This is a genomic window from Paraglaciecola marina, from assembly GCF_004360155.1.
Lineage (GTDB): Bacteria > Pseudomonadota > Gammaproteobacteria > Enterobacterales > Alteromonadaceae > Paraglaciecola > Paraglaciecola marina.
The window spans coordinates 42,283-62,077 of record NZ_SAIS01000019.1; the positions used below are offsets into that span (position 1 = coordinate 42,283).

Genomic DNA, 19,795 nt, shown 5'->3' on the forward strand with positions numbered 1-19,795 from the left:
ACAAATAAGGGTTTCTCTCTCTGGATTCAAAAATGCTTTATACACAAGGGGGAAAATCCCAGTGCTATGATGCCAGTTAACAACTCTCAATCAGATATCATGCCTGCGATAACATAAGCATCACTATTAATCGTAATAATAAACCCTAAATCCCAGAACACGGGATAAAATGGGTAGCCTTCTTTAAGCCAGACCTCTTTTATACTGCTTGCATGGCTGGTTAAGCGTATCAGCTCGTTACTTAGCTCTGCTAAATGCTCGCCATGCTCAGCAGAGCCAACATAAGCCCTGTTAGGATGGGAGCTGCCAAGCCCCTCATAGCTAAGCATAGCGCTAATCTCTGCTATTAATTTTTGTTGATTGGATATAGCAATTTTCTCTAGGATCACCTGACCTTCTAAGGCTTTATGGAGGATCTCTATTGGTGATTTTTCTGCATAATCACAAACCGGATAAATTTCGAGTTCAGCCACATAATTAGCCGAATCTTCATGTAACCTGTCAACAAGGCTCTCAAGTTTAGTCACTAATACATCTATATTTTGCATACCTGCTACCGCCTTAATTAGGTTTTAATTCACCCAGAGCTTCCCAATATAAATAGCGCTTGTTACTGGGTCAATAACCCAAAAGTTAATATGTTTAGGCCGATTGCCAGCAACTCATATTATGGAAATTTGGTATCAGCTACAGCTAATCATAAACCATGTAGGGTTGAGCGATGGGTAAACACCTCAACATACGTCTCCCTCAAAGACTTTGCTTGATTTTTATCTCAAACACAAATACCATAAATACAAATGAGATTAATTACTATTTAGATTTAATGTTTAGAATTGCAATGTCTGTGCTTTTAGTTGCCGTATCACAGGCAAGTTATGCCAATCAATCATCAATAGAAAAGGTGGTGGTAACCGGCACCCGTTACGCTGTATTGCAGTCTCAAAGCCCTGTATCTGTAGACGTAATTACTGCAGAAACAATACAAACCATCAGCCATGGCACCTTAGCGAGTGCCCTAAATTACATTCCCGGCGTGGTGGTAACACGTAGCCAAAAAGACGGTTATACCGTGCAGATGCAAGGTTTTGGTAGTGACCATGTGTTGGTGTTAATTGACAGTCAGCCTTTTGTTTCTCCTACTGGCTCATCGGTGGACCTAGACCAAATAGGTGTGCTTGATATCGAAAGAATCGAAGTCATGCGCGGCGCAGGATCTGTACTCTACGGAAGCTCAGCTATGGGTGGCGTAATTAATATCATTACCCGTAAGCTTAGGTCAGATCACCTCAAGCTAAACTATCAAGCTGGTAGCTATAGCAGCAACGCCATCGAATCTGCAGATTTAACCCATTTATTGCAACTTGATGGCAGTAAAAATCTAAAGGGTTGGCAGTCATCGTTAAGCTTACAAGCTAGCTCTGATCCCGGCTTTGATTATGAACCAGATACAGTAGCGCAAAGTGCTCCTAGTAGTGACAAGTACCTAGTGAACCTTGGCCTAGTTAAAGCATTTGAGAATGACCTCAGTGTTTCAAATAAGCTTCGCTATTTTAACGATGCCAAAGAAAAATTTAGGTATAGCATTCCCGGGCAAGAGCAAGATATTCGCTATATTTCTGATGTAGAGCAATGGCAGTGGGATTTGGGGCTGGCGAATGGCCAGAATTGGGAAGTTAAATCTCGTGTACTCAATCATATTGAAACAAGTGGCGATACCAATGCATTACGTGATGCAGATATAAGTTTAGCCCAGTTAGATGGCCAAATTAATTGGCAGCTTGGAGATATTAACTTGGTCTCGGGCCTAACTGCCCGTCTAGACAAACTCAATCAAACTAAGCAAAACATCACCACAGGTGAAATAGAGTCTTACGAAGTTGATGATGAGTCAGCCCAATCAATTCAAGGGTTCACACAAGCAAGCTGGTCCTTAGCTGACCATGAATTAGTATTTGGCACACAACTACAACACGACAGTGATTTTGGTCTGCAGTCCGCTTCACGTTTAAATAGTTTATTCAATTTTGGTAATAGCAGTAACGCAGATGGTTTTGCAGAAGACGGCAGCTGGCAACTCAGATTAGGTTTAGGGCAAAGTTATCGGGTGCCTACCCTAAAAGACCGTTTTTATGTGTTTGACCATAGTAACTTAGGTTACATGGTTTTAGGGAACGAAGACCTAATTCCAGAAGAAGCCTTAACGGCAAACGCAGAGCTTAGCTATCGCTTATCGAACACCATAATATTTGATATAGCCGTTAATCAGCTTTCACTTCGCATGAATCTACACACCAGTAAAGCAGACAACTTTATTACTACCGTGGTTGACGCAGAAGCCTCAGCCGCAAGTGGCTTGTTGATTAGTCGCTACGAAAACATTGATGGAGCCGACCTAAATGGTTTTGATATCTCGGCTCAATTTGCAATGAATAAACTCGACTTACAATTTAGTTATAGCTATATCAGCGCCAAAGATGACGCAGATGAGCATCTAAGTGACCGCCCTACCCATCAATTAAAAGGCAACCTAAATTGGTCGCTGCCATACGACATGCAAAGCCTTTTGTATGTGGTGTATGAATCAGGGGAATACCCCTCAAGTTCACAAGTAGGTGTGGCTCGTGATCATTGGATGACGGTTAACCTGAGCATAAATCAGTCCATAAACCAACACTGGGACTGGCGAGCAGGTATCGACAATATTTTTGACAATCATCAAGACGAAACCGCTATTGCTGCAGGTTTACTTGATGTTCGCCCCTTGTCTAGCAGGTATATATTTGCAGGCATCTCGTACACCTTTTAAGAAACCACATTAAAAAACAATTGAATACACAGGAACATTACCCATGAAAATAAAATACCTTTCATCCTTAATTATTGCCGCCGGACTATCTGCTTGCGGCAGTTCAGGAAATGATGACGAAACTCCTACGGTAGAAGATGTTGTTGAAGAGGTAGTAGTCGAAGAAGGCACCATTGTTGGGCCTTTTAGTACTGGCAGTACCTCAGAGCCTGTAAGTGTTTATTATGATTTAGATGCAGGAGCAGTCGTAGACATAACAGAAGAAGAAGCCGCAAATAATAGCGTATGGGATATTGCTTTTAAGCGTACCGCCATATCACTAAACACCCATGCTGATAACACTGTTGGTATGTACTTTACCGACGTCAACAGTGATTTTTTTGATGCTGAGGGTGTCGCTATTGCAGACTCATTTATCAACGCCACAGCAGATACTGAGTTAGACGACTATCTAGCTGTAAGCAGTGACTCTATGCCAACAGATGCAGAGTATAGTTATGATGCTAGTGATTATGTGGTTGGCGACAAGTTCTATAACTATGACTTTACGACTCACCAAGTAACTGCCGCAGACGATGTCTACTTTATAGTAAGTTCGGATGATGCTTACACTAAATTCAGAGTGACCTCATTAACCACTGCTGGTTTTACTATGTCTAACATCACATTAGAGGTTCAACATCAAAGTAGCCTAGACGGCGAAACCGAGTTTGCTGCTGCTGAAACCATTGATCTAGATTTAAGCGGTTGTACTACGGATATTTACGTTGATTTTGATTTGGCAGAGCAAGTATCAGTAGATGATGCATGGGATATTTATTTGCCATGCATCACAGTTGATGCAGATACAGGGGCTGATTTTTATATTTACATAGCGGATGATGCATCAGCCTTTGTGGACACAGATAACGAATATACAGGCTTAGACGTTGCAGCCCATGCGTATTATGGTTTTGAAGCTAACTCCACCCTAATCCGTTCATTTGATAGCAGCCCTTGGTATCAATATGGCTTAAATGGTGGTCACTTATTGTGGTCTCAATATGGCGTGTACCTTATCGAAACCAACTCAGGTCAGTATAAGTTACAGATCACCAGTTACTACGATGATAGCGGTACGTCTGGCAATTACAGCTTCCGTGCCGACAGTACATCAGCTGAATAATCAACTTTGCATAACCAAACACAGGACTGAACATTCAACTTGTCCTGTGTTTGCTATCTTCATTCGAGATTTATTATGAACAAACATCTAATTGTAGCCATTTGTATGTCAATGCTTGCACTGCCAACAGTAGCATTTTCCCACAGCGATATGCGGGTAATTAGCTCAGGCGGCAGTATCACAGAAGTCATTTACGCATTAGACAAACAAGACTTAATTGTAGCTGCAGATAGCACCAGTCATTACCCCAGGGCCGCCGCGGCATTACCCAAGCTTGGGTATTTTAGACAACTTAGTACAGAGGGAGTTTTAAGTTTTCACCCCACCCATTTAATTGGTGCCCAAGCCACTGGCCCAGATACTCTATTCCCAGAGCTAAAAGCCGCAGGCGTTGAAGTGTCCATATTGGGTGAGCAGCGTGATTTAGCAGGGCTAAAACAGCTCATTAGCCAAGTTGGTGTGATTGTCCACGCGCCTGTCAAAGCTAAAGAATTAATCGAACAAATTGACAGCCACGTGTCCCAGTTAAAAAAGCAGGCCCAAGGACTAAAGCCCATAACTGCACTTTTTATTTTATCTGACAGTGAGCGTGGATTAACCGTAGCTGGGGCTAATACTGTGCCGCAAGCCTTGTTTAACGATGCAGGTATTACCAATGCAGCGCAACAAATGCGTGATTATAAAGTCATGGATAACGAGTCCATATTAGCCGCAAATCCAGATATAATTTTTGTTGCTAGTCACAGAATACGCAGTGACCAAGAAGTCCAAAGTTTATGCCAACACCCAGCTATTAAAGCCACCACAGCGGGGCAAATCTGTAAGCCCGTTGTCATGGAAAGCAGTAGTGCCTTGGGATTATCACCTAGATACCCAGAAGCCCTAGAACATATCATCAAGAAGGTACAGGCATTTCATGCCAGAGGTTAACGCTTCTCAGCTGTTGCAACTTGATTTAGACAAGCGACGCAACAAGTATATAAAGCAAATACTTTTGGCTTTACTTGGCTGCAGCTGTTTAATATTGCTTGGTTTACAAGCGGGTAGCTACGAACATTCTGTTTCTGAACTACTTGATGTCATTAAACAGAAAATAACAGGACAAGAACTGCAAGATCAGCAGCGCATTCAGTGGTATATCTTTTCTGAACTTAGAGCGCCGCGGATTGTGATGGCCATAATGGTTGGCGCTCTATTGGCTATGTCTGGCTGCGCCATGCAAGGTTTAGTACGTAACCCCTTGGCAGACCCAGGCTTAATTGGGATATCTGGTGGCGCGGCGGCCGCTGCTGCAACGGCACTACTGATCATTAATCATCACCCCGAATATGCCCTAGGTGGTCCGTATTTAATAGCCGGCTCTGCTTTTGCTGGTGCCTTACTCGCTGTGTGGATAGTATTAAAAGTAGCCAAAACGCCAGCAGGCCTAGCGATTACCTCTTTGATACTAGCTGGGGTGGCTGTAAATGCCTTAGCGGGTACTCACATTGGCGCCATTAACTATATCGCCAATGACGATGCCTTAAGGCAAATTACCTATTGGACTATGGGCAGCTTAGCGGGCATTTCATGGGCCAAAGTTTTATTTGTAGGGGCATTAGCCTTACCTGTGATTGCTATGTTTATCCATTTAAGACAGCCTTTAAACATGCTCGCTTTAGGTGAAAACGAAGCCCAGTGCATGGGTTTAGATGTGTCTAAATATAAGCGCTTAACCTTATGGTTAGTGGCATTTTCTGTAGCTTTAGCCACAGCACTATGCGGCATTATTGGTTTTGTGGGATTAGTAGTACCCCATATTTGCCGTACCCTTTTTGGAGCAGACCATAGATACCTAGTGCCTGCCTGCGGGGTATTTGGTGGAGGCTTGATGTTAGTAGCCGACATTAGTTCACGTTCACTGTTTCCACCGCTAGAAATACCTATTGGTATAGTCACCTCAGCTGTGGGCGCACCGTTTTTCTTGTATCTACTGGCAAAACAAAAGGGGAAGCTATCCGGTGTTTAATATCGACAACCTCAGTGTTAGCTACAGCCAGCAGCAAATACTTGAAAAAATAAATTTGCAGGTTAACAGCCGCGATTTTATCACTATTATTGGTGAAAATGGCTGCGGTAAATCCACTTTGTTGCGCTGTATAGCTGGCCTACACAGCGAATTTACTGGCAATATTCAGTTAGACAATAAAGAGCTAGGTGATTGGTCAACTAAAGCCTTAGCGCAAAAACGTGCTTTTGTGGCGCAAAGTAATCAAGTCTACTTTGCATTTTTAACGGAAGACGTACTAGGGTTGGGCCGAGCCAACCGAGCTGAAACGAATCAATACACCACAACTCTAATCTGCCAAGTTGCTGAACAGGTGGGTATTTCCCACTTATTTGGCCGCGATGTACGCACTTTGTCTGGGGGTGAGCGCCAACGGGTATTTATTGCTAAAGCTTTGCTACAACTGATGCCAGATATGAACGACGCTGAAACCCAACAGCCATTCAATGGTAAGTTGCTCTTGCTAGACGAGCCAACCTCAGCTTTAGATTTTCGCTTTCAAAAAGCCACTATGGATTTGATGCAAAGGTTTTGTGAGCAAGGTTTAGCAGTAATATGCGTAAGCCATGATATAAATTTAGTTTTACCCTATGCCACCAAAACCTTACTGCTAGCCAATGGCCGTTGCTTAGCACAAGGCCCTGTAATTGATGTAATTACCGAAGATAATTTATTTAAATGTTTTGGGGTAAGGCCGCGATTAATACCGCAGGACAATGCCATCCCGTTTGTGACACATTAATTGCTATTTACCTTGATATATAAAAGCCAAGTTAAATAGCACAAGTTTATTAGGAAGAATCAAAATGAAAAAAGAACAACACGTATTTGATGCTAAAACACTTACCCGTCAACAACATTCTGGCGTGTTAAGCACACTGTCAGTGTCTGTGGCAGGTTACCCTTTTGGCTCAATTGTTCCTTACTTTATGACCCATGAAGGTAATTTAATCATTTACATCAGTGATATTGCTCAGCATACACGTAATATAAAGGCAGATAGCAGAGTCTCTATGACCATTTTCGATAACCTAGCAGATGACTCGCAAGCCTCTGGCCGCGTGACAGTGCTAGGTGATGCAGAGATCATCAAAGATGAAAAAATTGCCGAGCAATACTACAGCTTGTTTCCCCAAGCCATTGGCTACAAACAAACTCACGACTTCAACTTTTACGAGATCAAAACCAAGCGGGTTCGTTATATTGGTGGCTTTGGTAAAATATTCTGGATAAGTCAAGACGAATGGCAAGTAACAATAGAAGATTGGCACAGCACAAGCGCAGCGATAGTTGAGCATATGAATGACGACCATTTAGATGCCATGCAGTTAATTGTTGAACATCAATTCAATATAAAAGCCAAAAAAATCAAAATGTTATCCGCCTTTAATGAAGGCACCCATATTGCCGCTGACGAACAAGTTATATACATGCCGTTCGAGCAAGTATGTGCAGACTCTCAACAAGTTAGGCAACAATTAGTCGCAGCCACTCATGCTGCAAGAGCGGCCTTAACGCCAAGTAGCACCGAAAAATCTGAAGCTTAGAGAGTAGCAGAAGCGAACTTGCTTCTGCTCACTATGTATCCATACTGATTCAGTCATTGCAGCGGTAAGCAGGCTTTTATAGCTCCTTGCCATGCAAAAAAATCAGGCTCAACGCCTAAGTTAGTTTTAACCTAGCCCTTGTAAACTGCCCTCAAAATAATAATTCCCCAATATCTTCAAATCTTTGAGTTTCTTTAACCTTTTCTTAACCATGGCCTTGTTATATTTCATGCAATTGTTGGTTAATGCATTCGTTTTTTAACTAAAGAGCAACAACTTGAATGCACCGGCCAAACCTTTTTAGTGTATTTATTGAGGAATACGACAAATGAAATACTCCATACGCATAACAGCTTTGGTACTGCTTACAACTGTTCTTGCTGCTTGCCAAGAAGAAGCTGCAGCGCCACAAAGTATGCCTGCTCCTGCTGTTTCTTATATCAAAGTAGAAACAAGCCAACATAAAATTGATACCCAGATGCAAGGGCGTGTTGCGGCATCATTAACCGCTGAGGTTCGTCCGCAAGTGGGTGGAATTTTAGAACAACGCTTATTCAAAGAAGGAAGCTCTGTTAAACAAGGTGATTTGCTTTATCAAATTAACCCTGCCACTTATGAAGCAGCTTACAATGAAGCAAAAGCAAATTTAAACAGCGCTAAAGCATCGGTTGAAACCGCAAAATTAAAAGATCAGCGTTACGCTACCTTGTTAAAAATTGAAGGTGTATCACAACAAGATGCTGATGACGCACATGCCACTTACCTAGAAGCTGTCGCCGACATTGAAAAATATGAAGCAGCACTGGCTACCGCTAAAATCAATCTGGAATTCACTAAAGTAAAAGCGCCGATTACTGGAAACATTGGGATATCGAATGTCACTCAAGGTGCTTTAGTGACAGCCGAGCAAACTACGGCATTGGCCACAATACGTACGTTAGACCCTATTTACGTCGACATGACTAAAAGCAGTAAAGAGTTATTAAAGCTGCGCCGTTTAATGGGCGAAAGCGACATAACCCAAGGTAGCACAGAAGTTACTCTAACCCTTGAAGATGGCAGTGAGTATGACCACAAAGGAAAACTCACCATGCAAGAAGTCTCTGTTGATGCATCAACGGGCACTGTTACTTTACGTGCTGAGTTCCCTAATCCAGATGGCATCTTATTACCAGGCATGTTTGTACGAGCGGCGGTAAATGAAGCTATGGATACCCACGCTATTTTAGTACCACAGCAAGGTATTTATCATGCTGCAAAAGGCGAAGCGTACGCTTATGTCATCAATGATGAAAACAAGGTAGAAAAGCGCCCTGTGACTACTGTTAGCGCGGTAGATAACAAGTGGTTCATTGAGTCTGGTTTATCCGTTAACGATAAACTATTAGTAGAAGGCCAAAACAAAGTCCGCCCAGGTAGCACAGTTAACCCAATTCAGGTGGAAATGGACAACTCTGGCACTATGATTACCGTTGCCGACAAACAGAATCAAACTCCTTCACTAGCAGGAGGCTTATAATTCATGTTTGCGCGCTTTTTTATCGACCGCCCAGTATTTGCTTGGGTTATCTCGATTATTATAATGCTATCGGGTATCGCCTCAATTATGTCGTTACCGATAGCTCAATATCCAAATGTTGCACCTCCTGTAATTAGTATCAGTACATCTTACACAGGAGCCGATGCGCAGACTGTTGAGAACAGTGTGACTCAAATATTAGAGCAGCAATTAACTGGCCTTGACGGTTTGCTGTACTTTTCATCTTCGAGCACATCAGACGGCTCAGCTTCGGTTAGCGTTACATTTGAGCTAGGTACCGACCCTGATTACGCGCAAATTCAAGTGCAAAACAAGGTACAACAGGTTACGTCACGCTTTCCTGAATCGGTACAAACACAAGGTGTCACAGTTACTAAATCCAACAGTGACTTCTTACTTGTTACTGCTATTTACGATGAAAACGACCAAGTATCTTCATTTGATATTGCAGATTACATCTCTTCAAATATCGAAAATGAATTAGCACGCATAAATGGCGTGGGTGATACCCGAGTATTTGGGTCTGAGTATGCCATGCGTATCTGGCTAGACCCTAACAAATTGGCCTCTTATGAATTAATGCCATCGGATGTTACCAGTGCGTTAAGTGCCCAAAACGTACAAATTGCTGCAGGTAAAATTGGTGCTGTGCCCGCATTAGATAATCAAGAGTTAAATGCAACTGTCACAGCACAGTCTATGATGTCTACCCCAGATCAATTTCGCAAAATCATTGTTAAATACAATACTAGTGGTGCGAACGTACTTTTAGAAGATGTTGCAAGAGTTGAAATTGGCAGCGAAAGCTATAGCAACATATCACGATTAAATAGCCACCCAGCATCGGGTATTGCAGTCATGCTTGCCCCCGGAGCCAATGCCCTAGATACCGCTAACTTAGTAAAAGAAAAAGTTTCTGAGCTTGCTAAAAGCTTACCTGATGGTTATCAAGTGACGTTCCCAAGAGATAGTACGGACTTTATCAAAATATCTATTAGTGAAGTAGTACAAACACTTATAGAAGCCGTAATACTGGTTGTTATCGTTATGTGGTTGTTTTTACAAAATTGGCGAGCAACCTTAATACCAGCTATCGCAGTACCAGTGGTGTTATTGGGAACCTTTGGTGTGCTTTCAGCATTTGGGTTTTCCATAAACACACTCACTATGTTTGGCATAGTGTTATCAATAGGCCTTTTGGTTGATGATGCCATAGTGGTAGTAGAAAACGTTGAACGCCTTATGCGAGAGAAAAACCTTTCTCCGCGGGATGCCACCATTGAGTCTATGTCTGAAATAAGTAGTGCCCTTATCGGTATTGCAGTGGTCCTTTCGGCTGTATTTTTGCCTATGGCATTTTTTGGTGGCTCTACAGGTGTGATATATCAGCAATTCTCTGTTGCGATTGTATCTTCTATGACCTTATCAGTTATCGTAGCCTTGACTCTTAGCCCAATGCTTTGTGCGAGCTTGCTGACCAAAACCGAACACCATACTAGTGAAAAAGGTTTTTTTGCTAAATTTAACCGTTTGTTTGACCGCTTAACTGCCTCTTACACTGGCCATGTAAAACATATCATCAGCCATAAAATACGTTGGATATTGGTATATGGTGTCATCATTGCAATCTTAGGTTTACTCGTTGTACGTATGCCAACTGGTTTCTTACCGCAAGAAGACCAAGGCAGTACTATGTTTCAAATAAGCCTACCGTCTGGTGCCTCAATCAAACGTACAATTGCCGTTGCAGAGCAAGTAGAAGAATACCTGTTAACCGAAGAAGCCGAGGACATTACCCGAGCATTTACCATTTCAGGATTTAACTTCACAGGAACAGGACAAAATGCCGGTATGGGGTTTGTTGGATTAAAACCTTGGAGTGAACGACCTTCAGAAGAGCAAAGCGCAGATGCGCTAATCGCCCGTATGAATAAAAACCTCTCATCTATTCGCGATGCCAGTGTATTCGCCATGCAGCAGCCGGTCATTCGTGGATTAGGTCAAAGCAATGGTTTTACCTTTGAATTGCAAGCAGCTTCAGGAACTAGTCGTGAAGAGTTAGTAGAACTAAAAGATGAACTACTTAACAGAGCCAGACAGAGCGAATTGCTTACTGGAGTCCGTGAAGGCGCTCTGAGTGATACTCCTCAGCTGAAAATAGATATAGATAACACCAAAGCCACTAGCTTAGGCTTAGCACTGTCAGATGTATCAAGTACCTTGACCTCTGCATGGGCCGGCTCATACGTAAACGACTTTATTGACAATGGTCGAGTGAAGAAGGTTTATGTGGAAAGTGACGCACAATTTCGTTCAAAACCAGAAGACTTATACCAATGGCATGTAAGAGGAACAGATGCAGATGGCGACGCCACCATGACGCCGTTTTCAGCCTTTAGTTCTTCATCTTGGTCGATGGCGCCCCAAAGCTTATCGCGCTTTAACGGTATTGCTTCTTACCAAATACAAGGCGCCTCTGCTAGTGGCGTAAGTTCAGGCCAAGCTATGGCTGAAATGGAGCGTTTGGCTGCTGAAGTAGGCCAAGGAAAATTAAGTTATGCCTGGAGCGGCTTGTCATACCAAGAAAAGATATCCAGTGGACAATCAACGGCCCTGTATGCCATCTCTATTTTGGTTGTATTCCTAGTGCTAGCCGCGCTATATGAAAGCTGGTCTGTTCCTCTCTCGGTAATTATGGTTATTCCATTAGGCTTAGTGGGAGCGGCTTTAGCCAGCACAATGCGTGGACTAGACAATGACATCTACTTCCAAGTAGCACTGCTTACTACCATTGGACTGGCGTCTAAAAACGCGATTCTAATTGTGGAGTTTGCTGAGGCCTCCTATCAAAAAGGTTCGTCATTAATAAGCGCGGCAACTGAAGCTGCAAAATTACGCTTGCGCCCGATTATCATGACCTCATTGGCCTTTATGCTCGGTACCTTACCCTTAGCACTGTCTTCAGGAGCAGGTGCTAACAGCCGTATATCCATAGGTACGGGTATTGTTGGTGGAACCTTTACGGCAACGGTTTTAGGGATTTTCTTTGTACCTATGTTTTTTGTGTTAATTCGTGGTTTCTTCCCCAAAAGACAACCTGTATATGAGGACAATAACTCAGCTAAAACATTGGAGAACCAACATGATTAATGTTTTACCTCGCACAATAACCCGCATGGCTATTGTGCCTACAGTGGCTGTTTTGTTTTTGGCTGGCTGTAGCTTAGCTCCTGAGTATTCTCGCTCAGAGTTGCCTGTACCAACTGAGTGGCAAGACGCCCCCAGCACAGACACTAATGGTCTGTCTAATCAACAAGCCATAACTGTACCTTGGCAAACCTTCATTAAAGATGAACGCTTAAGCCAGTTGATTGAACTGGCTTTAAATAGCAATAGAAGCCTGCGCCAAACCTTGGAAGATGTTGAGTCTGCTCGGGCAACCTATCGTATTCAAAAAGCAGACTTGTACCCACAAATTGATGCTGGCCTATCGGGCAGCCGCGCTAAGGTATCCTCTGGAACAATCTCTACTGAGTATGAGGGAATCATAGGCTTAACTAGCTATGAGATAGACCTATTTGGGAAAAACCAAAGCCTAAGTACAGCCGATTTGGAGTCTTATTTAGCCAGTGAAGAAACCGCTAAAGCTGCCCAAATTACCCTCATTGGCGAGATTGCAAATGCCTGGTTAACCCTAGCGGCAGATAACAACCAACTTAGCCTTGCTCAAGAAACTGAGGTAAATGCTCAAAAAACCTTAGATATTACGAACAAGCGCTTAGAGTTTGGGATTGACTCGAAAATTGACGTTGCCAGTGCAGAAACCGTCTATTACACAGCAAAATCAGACATTGCCACTTACACCATACAAGTGGCGCAAGATCTTAATGCACTACGTTTACTGGTTGGTGAGGAGTTTGATGAGAGTTTACTCCCAGACGCGCTACCAGAAGGATACCAACTTGTTGGTGATGTACCTGCAGGTTTATCTTCTGAGCTACTATTACAAAGACCAGATGTGTTGGCCGCTGAACATAACTTAAAAGCAGCAAATGCAGATATAGGAGCCGCTAGAGCCGCGTTTTTCCCATCGGTATCTTTAACTGCTACAGGTGGTTTAGCAAGCTCAGTGATAGCTGATATATTCACTGGTGGAGCGAGCTCAATATGGGCAATTGCACCTAGCATTAGCTTGCCGATATTTAATGCTGGAGCAAATGACGCAGCCTTAGAGTATAGCGAATCCCAACAGCGAAAATACTTAGCTGCCTATGAATACGCTATTCAAAGTGCCTTTTCTGAAGTGGCAGATGCCCTTGCCAGACGTGCCACCATTCAAGCGCAAGTGGAAGCAGAAGAAGCATTGGTGAGCTCAGCCACTAGAAGTTATGACTTATCATTAGCTAGATACAAAGGTGGTATTGCCACATTCCAAACTGCTTTAGAAGCCCAAAGAACCATGTATCAAGCCAAACAATCTCTAATTGTGAGCAAGCAAGCTGATTTAGATAATAGAATTACCTTGTATAGAGTATTAGGTGGCGGTTTAGCTCAAAACAACTGAACTTAATTGAGGGCATAAGCAACTGTTTTGTGAAAAGTAGCGACTTTATTCACATAACAGTTGCTCCCTAAGTACTTGAAAATAAGCGAGAAAGGAATACAAATTAATGATGAATGTACTCTTGGTTGAAGATGATATCGACCTTGCTACAACCATAGTCGAGTATCTAGAAATTGAATCTATTGATTGCGACCATGCCAGTAATGGCTTGATGGGATTACAATTAATCAAAACTAATCAATATCAAATGATTATGCTAGATATCAACATGCCGAAAATGGACGGTTTAACCTTGTGTAACACCCTGCGTGAAAAAGGCATCGACATTCCTATTTTAATGTTAACCGCACGTGATAGCCTTGAGAACAAGCTTCAAGGGTTTGAAGCAGGTACTGATGATTATTTAGTCAAACCCTTTGCCATGAAAGAGTTAGTTGCCAGGGTACGAGTTTTAGGAAAACGCAAAAGCGGTGAAGCCAAAAGTCTTAAAGCTGGAGACTTAACCCTAGATTTAGACCAATCAAACGCTTATTTAAAGCAGAATAGCTTAAAATTGACCCCAATAGCTTATAAGCTATTAGAAATATTGGTACGAACCAGCCCTAAAATTGCCAGTCGGCAACATATAATGCAATGCATATGGGGTAATGATCAACCAGACAGTAATAGTTTAAAAGTACATGTTTATCATTTACGAAAACAGCTTGAGAGCATACCAAGCAACGTAAAATTAGAAACCGTATCTGGAACTGGCTTTATTCTAAAAGTCGAAAATAATGTGGATGCAATTGGAGAGTAATAGTGAAAATTAGACCAAGCCTGAAGCTGTATTTTTTTATCAGTGTACTTTTACTTGGTTCAGTTATGACTATTGGCTTTTCAGTACTGAGTGTTAATTATTTTATAAATGGCTTAGATAGAAGCATAAATGGCATCATGTTTGAGCTAGCCAAGACGGCAGATGTTGAAGATAATCACCCAGTTAACATTGCCGGCATCAGCATAGCAAGTCGCTGGGAGGATACCCCCGAAGTTATCCAGCGTAGTTTTGTTAATCCACCGACCATTGTTGGCGCTCTACAAAAGCAAAAAGTCCAAACTACGATTTTCACTATGCCCAAAAGCGTTTACTTTTTAGTGCTATTTGAAAGCCCAGAAGGTGAACCAAGATTCATTTCCAGAGTCATGCTTGAAAAAGACTTTATTGCATCTACAAACGCAATAAAACCAAGCCACCGCTTATTTTGGACGTTTGTAGTGGCCATATTAGCTATCGTTTTATTTGCATTTTTACTCTTCATGATTATGCGAAAAATCGCCAGACCAATAGAATCTTTAAGAAATTGGGCGAAATCATTGAATCCTAAAAATGTCCAAGCTCCACCTCCTGATTTTACGTATAACGAGTTGAATGTACTTGCCTCTTTAATTCAAGGCAGTCTAATTTCAACCCACCAGAGCCTAGAACGAGAGCAACGCTTTTTAAGTTATGCAAGCCATGAAATACGCACTCCTATTGCAGTGATTCGCAGCAACGTAGAGCTACTACAAAGACTTAACGAAAAACAGCCCACCACTGATAAGCAACACTTAGTGTTAGAGCGTATTCAAAGAGCGGGGCTCACCATGAGTAATTTGACCGACACCTTACTATGGCTAAGCCGTAACGAAGAACTCAATGTAGCACCCGAACCTTTAAATTTAGAAAAAGAAGTACAGCAAGCCTGTGTGGATTTGGAGTATTTGCTGAAAGGAAAGAGCGTAGAGGTTACCGTTCAAAGTGAAGCGCATAACGTGGACACCATAGCCGTAGCTTGCCATATCGTCATTAACAACTTAATACGCAACGCCTATCAGCACACCCAAGAAGGCCAAGTGCTTATCAAACAACAAGGTAGCCGCGTTACTATTATAAACAGCAATAGTAAAAGTGATACTGGGCGACAAAAATCAGACGCTAATCAAGTCGCCTTTGGAGAGGGTTACGGTTTAGGGTTACAATTAAGTGAAAAAATAGTGCAGCACCATAATTGGTACTATGAAAAAACCAACACTCAAGAATACTATCAAGCGGTAGTCGATTTTGAAAAACAAGGGAACTCAGTAAATGAATAAATTAAGCCTTTTAACAAGGCTTAATTCAATTTTAATCTAGCTACCTAGGGTGCTAATGCTGAGCAACAAAATCATCAACCTGCGCCAGATAGCTATTTTTAGTGTCATCATCTAGCCATGCCACTTTAAATGCATTACTCACCATAGTGGTAATTTGCTGTTCATCAAAGCCGCCCTCTTTTTGTAACTCTAGAAAGTTCTCGTTCAAATAAGCCCTGAAGTAAGCTGGATCATCTGAATTGATAGTCACTAGCATGTCTTTATCTAGCATAGTGTGAATTTCATCAGAGGTGAGGGATTGCACCACAAAACGGTTAGATACTGGGCACACAGTTAAGCCTAGCTTTTTATCTTTAATCATCTCACAAAGGGCATCGCTCTCTAATGAATTGACGCCATGGTCAATGCGGTCAACTTCAATGGTATTTATACACTGGTCGATATGCGTAAGGGTATTTAACTGATTTACATCACAGTGCATAGTCAGCTTTAACCCCATAGCTTTAGCCTTAGCGAATACCTCAGTAAACTTAATGGGCGGGTTATTGCGCTCATCGGAATCTAGACCCACACCCACTAACCAATCAAGATAAGGCTCAGCCATTTCTAGGTGTTCCATGGCAGACTCGGCACTCATATCCCGCAAAAAGCACAATATTAACTGGCTCTTAATCCCTAGCTTTTCTTCGGCATCTAATTGCGCCTTATGAATACCGGTGATCACAGTATCAAAGCTGACACCTCTGGTAGTATGACCTTGAGGGTCAAAGAACAACTCGGCATACACAATCTCTTGACTGCGAGCTTTGCTTAAATAGGCATAAGTAAGTTGATAGAAGTCATCTTCATCTAGCAGTACATTCATACCCGCATAATAAATACTTAGAAACGAAGGTAGATCATGAAAATCATAGGCTGCAACTAAAGCTTCTGGTGTTTCAAAAGGAATATCTACACCATTCTTTTTTGCCAATGCAAAACTAAGTTCTGGCTCTAAGGTGCCTTCTAAGTGCACATGTAACTCTGCTTTAGGAATATTTTCGATAAAGGATTGCATAGGTAGACCTCTTTTTATTGTTTGTCTAATTACTAAGCAAATTCAATACCCATCTCAGCGTATCTTGATTTTAGGTCCCTATATTAAAAAAGTGCGAAGTTAACCTACCTATTACCTGCTAGCACACAGAACAAGCTGCACTAAGCAAGTGCAGCTTATTAATAGAAATGAACAGTAATTACTAATTTAATGGGAAATATCTTGTTTACAAAACAAGGAGGGAGGCATATTAAATTGAGCCTGAAAACGGCGATTGAAGTGACTCAAATTAGCATAACCCAACGAAAAACATACCTGACTCACAGACTCCCCAGCCTTTAGCGGTTCTGCAGCATTTTCTATTCGTAGCTGCTGCTGTAACGCTAAAGGAGTACACCCTAATTTCTGTTTAAAGCTTTGATAAAAACGACTGCGACTCATACATGCCATTTTACACAAGTGTTCAATATCTAAATGCTCACTTAAATGAGTCTTTATATAATGAACTGCTGCTTGCAAACCACTGTTATCAGAATATTCCAAAGAGTTTTCTAATACTAAATCTCGAGCCTGATGCTTAAGTATTCTGGCCACCAGCTCTGATACACCAAAATCGATAACCAAATTTCGTTCGTTTTCATTCTCAACAAAGCAATTAAATAATCGCTCTAATAACATTTGCGTGCCCTCAGAATGTTGGGTGTGTAAATGTTTGTCAGACAATAACTGCCAACTATCTAATGTTAATGGGGCACCAAGTTTCACATCCAACTGCTGTGCTAATAAAGTAATACGCTCACTACTAATTTCTATTGTTAAACAACGGGTGGGTTTGTCCATAGTGGCTTCAGGAAAGTCGATAGCAACTGAGGTGTTAGCTGACATCACAAAAGACTGGTGTGGGATAAACTCTTGAGACTGTAAGGTTTGCAATTGCGGGTGCATTCCATGCAACACCTTCTTACCTTGTATCATGCCGCAATACAGTAAACCCGAAGAGTGTAATAACACTTTTTCAGCAGGCAGGTAGGTATCATAAATACTTAATTCAGAATCAGGCCCCGCAAAACTCACTCGGTTCTCGATCAATTTTTTAGGCTGGCTTAAACCTAACCGGCTAACAAGTGCTTCATTATTCATTGTGTACTCACCCAAGTTAATCATGGATTTTCAGACAAGCGATATGTACTCCCAGACAAGTACCGCTTACTAATCTTGATTTATATTAACAACTGAGACGATAAAAAATAAACATTTTTTAACATTCATGACGAAGCGAGGCACTATTATGATTTATGCTAACCCGGGTACAACTGGTTCACTTGTAACCTTTAAAGATCAATATCAAAACTTCATTAATGGCGAATGGATAGCACCTGTAAAAGGAAAATACTTTGATAATCTAAGTCCTATTGACGGTGAAAAGTTCTGTGAAGTCCCACGATCAACAAAAGAAGACATTGATCTGGCGTTAGATGCCGCCCACGCAGCTAAGCAGGCTTGGGGTAAAACCTCTGTCACAGAGCGTTCAAACATACTATTAAAAATAGCCGACCGTATCGAACAAAACCTAGAATTATTAGCCGTTGCTGAGGCATGGGACAACGGTAAAGCCATTCGCGAAACCTTAAACGCAGACATTCCCCTTGCTGCAGATCACTTTCGTTATTTTGCTGGCTGTATGCGAGCAGAAGAAGGCACGCTAGGTGAAATAGATGCTAACACTGTGTCTTACCATATTAACGAGCCCCTTGGTGTTGTAGGGCAAATTATTCCTTGGAACTTCCCTATTCTCATGGCCGCCTGGAAACTAGGCCCAGCACTGGTAACAGGTAATTGCGTGGTACTAAAACCAGCAGAACAAACCCCTGCCTCTATATTAGTGTTGACTGAGTTAATTGCAGATTTACTGCCACCTGGGGTGCTGAATATTGTCAATGGCTATGGCATTGAAGCAGGTAGCGCCTTAGCAACCAGTGACCGTATTGCCAAAATAGCATTTACTGGCTCAACACCTGTAGGGATCCACATCTTAAAATGTGCAGCTGATAACATTATTCCCTCTACAGTAGAGCTTGGCGGTAAATCTCCAAACCTGTACTTCAACGATATCATGAATTTTGAAGACAATTATTTAAGCAAATGTGTGGAAGGATTAGTACTGGCATTTTTCAACCAAGGAGAGGTTTGTACTTGTCCGTCTCGAGCTTTGATTCAAGAAGACATTTACGATTCTTTTATGGAGCTTGTAGTTGAGCGAACCAATAGCATTGTTCGCGGTAACCCACTAGACACAGAGACACAGGTGGGTGCTCAAGTATCGAATGAACAATATGAAAAAATACTAGGCTATATAGAAGTAGGCCGCAAAGAAGGTGCAAAAGTATTAACCGGTGGTGGCCCTGCCAATTTATCTGGGCCTTACAACAAAGGTTACTATGTGCAACCCACTTTGCTTGAAGGTAAAAACACTATGCGGGTATTCCAAGAAGAAATATTTGGCCCGGTTGTCGGTGTAACCACCTTTAAAGATGAGGCAGAAGCCATTGCAATAGCCAACGATAGCGTGTTTGGGCTAGGAGCGGGTTTATGGACCCGTGACATGAACCGTGCTTATAAGTTAGGTCGTGAAATTCAAGCAGGACGTATTTGGACTAACTGTTATCACGCCTACCCCGCACATGCTGCCTTTGGGGGTTACAAAAAGTCAGGTATTGGAAGGGAAACCCACAAGTTAGCCATTAGCAACTATCAGCAAACAAAAAACTTATTGGTAAGCTACGACACTGATCCTCTAGGCTTCTTCTAGTAAGCCCTGACTAAATCAAAATTGGCGAACTCCCTTTCGCCAATTTTCTTTGTAACTCAATCTATTAGCGAAAAATACTTTATAACATTTTAAAGCTTATAAGTTTTACTTCCAAGGATGATAACAACACCACAATCAGTTATATTCGCTGTACACATGTTTA

Annotated in this window: 15 protein-coding genes; 12 read left to right on the forward strand and 3 right to left on the reverse strand. The window is 41.9% G+C overall.

Features of this window, described 5'->3' with window-relative positions; all coding sequences use genetic code 11:
• Positions 1-86: 86 nt before the first annotated feature.
• Positions 87-548, reverse strand: a complete 462-nt coding sequence (locus tag EOK74_RS18955) for a hypothetical protein (RefSeq protein ID WP_133471686.1) — start codon at positions 546-548, stop codon at positions 87-89.
• Positions 549-841: 293 nt separating this feature from the next.
• Here EOK74_RS18955 and EOK74_RS18960 point away from each other — a divergent pair, with 293 nt between their 5' ends.
• The 11 genes from EOK74_RS18960 to EOK74_RS19010 all read left to right on the forward strand — a co-directional run bounded on the left by EOK74_RS18960 (position 842) and on the right by EOK74_RS19010 (position 15,787).
• Positions 842-2,809: a TonB-dependent receptor plug domain-containing protein gene (locus EOK74_RS18960; protein ID WP_239024174.1), complete on the forward strand. Its 1,968-nt coding sequence runs from the start codon at positions 842-844 to the stop codon at positions 2,807-2,809.
• Between the two features lie 43 nt (positions 2,810-2,852).
• Entirely contained in the window at positions 2,853-3,974 is a 1,122-nt protein-coding gene (locus EOK74_RS18965) for an HmuY family protein (RefSeq protein ID WP_133471688.1), read from the forward strand.
• Positions 3,975-4,049: 75 nt separating this feature from the next.
• Entirely contained in the window at positions 4,050-4,904 is an 855-nt protein-coding gene (locus EOK74_RS18970; protein WP_133471689.1) for a heme/hemin ABC transporter substrate-binding protein, read from the forward strand.
• Positions 4,891-5,982 carry a FecCD family ABC transporter permease gene (locus EOK74_RS18975; protein ID WP_133471690.1) on the forward strand — a complete coding sequence of 364 codons (1,092 nt, stop codon included), beginning with the start codon at positions 4,891-4,893 and terminating at the stop codon, positions 5,980-5,982. The genes EOK74_RS18970 and EOK74_RS18975 overlap by 14 nt, the downstream gene beginning before the upstream one ends.
• The gene (locus EOK74_RS18980; protein ID WP_133471691.1) at positions 5,975-6,763 is read left to right on the forward strand and encodes an ABC transporter ATP-binding protein; all 789 of its coding nucleotides are present in this window, start codon (positions 5,975-5,977) and stop codon (positions 6,761-6,763) included. The genes EOK74_RS18975 and EOK74_RS18980 overlap by 8 nt, the downstream gene beginning before the upstream one ends.
• 64 nt (positions 6,764-6,827) lie before the next feature.
• A complete protein-coding gene (locus EOK74_RS18985; protein WP_133471692.1) occupies positions 6,828-7,568 on the forward strand; it encodes a HugZ family pyridoxamine 5'-phosphate oxidase in 741 nt (246 codons plus the stop codon).
• Positions 7,569-7,896: 328 nt separating this feature from the next.
• A complete protein-coding gene (locus EOK74_RS18990; RefSeq protein WP_133471693.1) occupies positions 7,897-9,087 on the forward strand; it encodes an efflux RND transporter periplasmic adaptor subunit in 1,191 nt (396 codons plus the stop codon).
• Between the two features lie 3 nt (positions 9,088-9,090).
• Entirely contained in the window at positions 9,091-12,258 is a 3,168-nt protein-coding gene (locus tag EOK74_RS18995) for an efflux RND transporter permease subunit (protein ID WP_133471694.1), read from the forward strand.
• A complete protein-coding gene (locus tag EOK74_RS19000; RefSeq protein ID WP_133471695.1) occupies positions 12,251-13,672 on the forward strand; it encodes an efflux transporter outer membrane subunit in 1,422 nt (473 codons plus the stop codon). The genes EOK74_RS18995 and EOK74_RS19000 overlap by 8 nt, the downstream gene beginning before the upstream one ends.
• A gap of 106 nt (positions 13,673-13,778) precedes the next feature.
• A complete protein-coding gene (locus EOK74_RS19005) occupies positions 13,779-14,471 on the forward strand; it encodes a response regulator transcription factor (protein ID WP_133471696.1) in 693 nt (230 codons plus the stop codon).
• Between the two features lie 2 nt (positions 14,472-14,473).
• Positions 14,474-15,787, forward strand: coding sequence for a sensor histidine kinase (locus EOK74_RS19010; RefSeq protein ID WP_239024175.1), 1,314 nt, complete (start codon positions 14,474-14,476; stop codon positions 15,785-15,787).
• A 52-nt stretch (positions 15,788-15,839) separates the two neighbouring features.
• Here EOK74_RS19010 and add read toward each other — a convergent pair whose 3' ends face one another.
• A complete protein-coding gene (gene add / locus EOK74_RS19015; protein ID WP_133471697.1) occupies positions 15,840-16,844 on the reverse strand; it encodes an adenosine deaminase in 1,005 nt (334 codons plus the stop codon).
• A 186-nt stretch (positions 16,845-17,030) separates the two neighbouring features.
• A complete protein-coding gene (locus EOK74_RS19020) occupies positions 17,031-17,963 on the reverse strand; it encodes a helix-turn-helix domain-containing protein (RefSeq protein ID WP_133471698.1) in 933 nt (310 codons plus the stop codon).
• A gap of 148 nt (positions 17,964-18,111) precedes the next feature.
• On the opposite strand from EOK74_RS19020, the gene exaC reads away from it, so the two are divergent.
• Positions 18,112-19,632, forward strand: coding sequence for an acetaldehyde dehydrogenase ExaC (gene exaC, locus EOK74_RS19025; protein WP_133471699.1), 1,521 nt, complete (start codon positions 18,112-18,114; stop codon positions 19,630-19,632).
• Positions 19,633-19,795 lie beyond the last annotated feature (163 nt).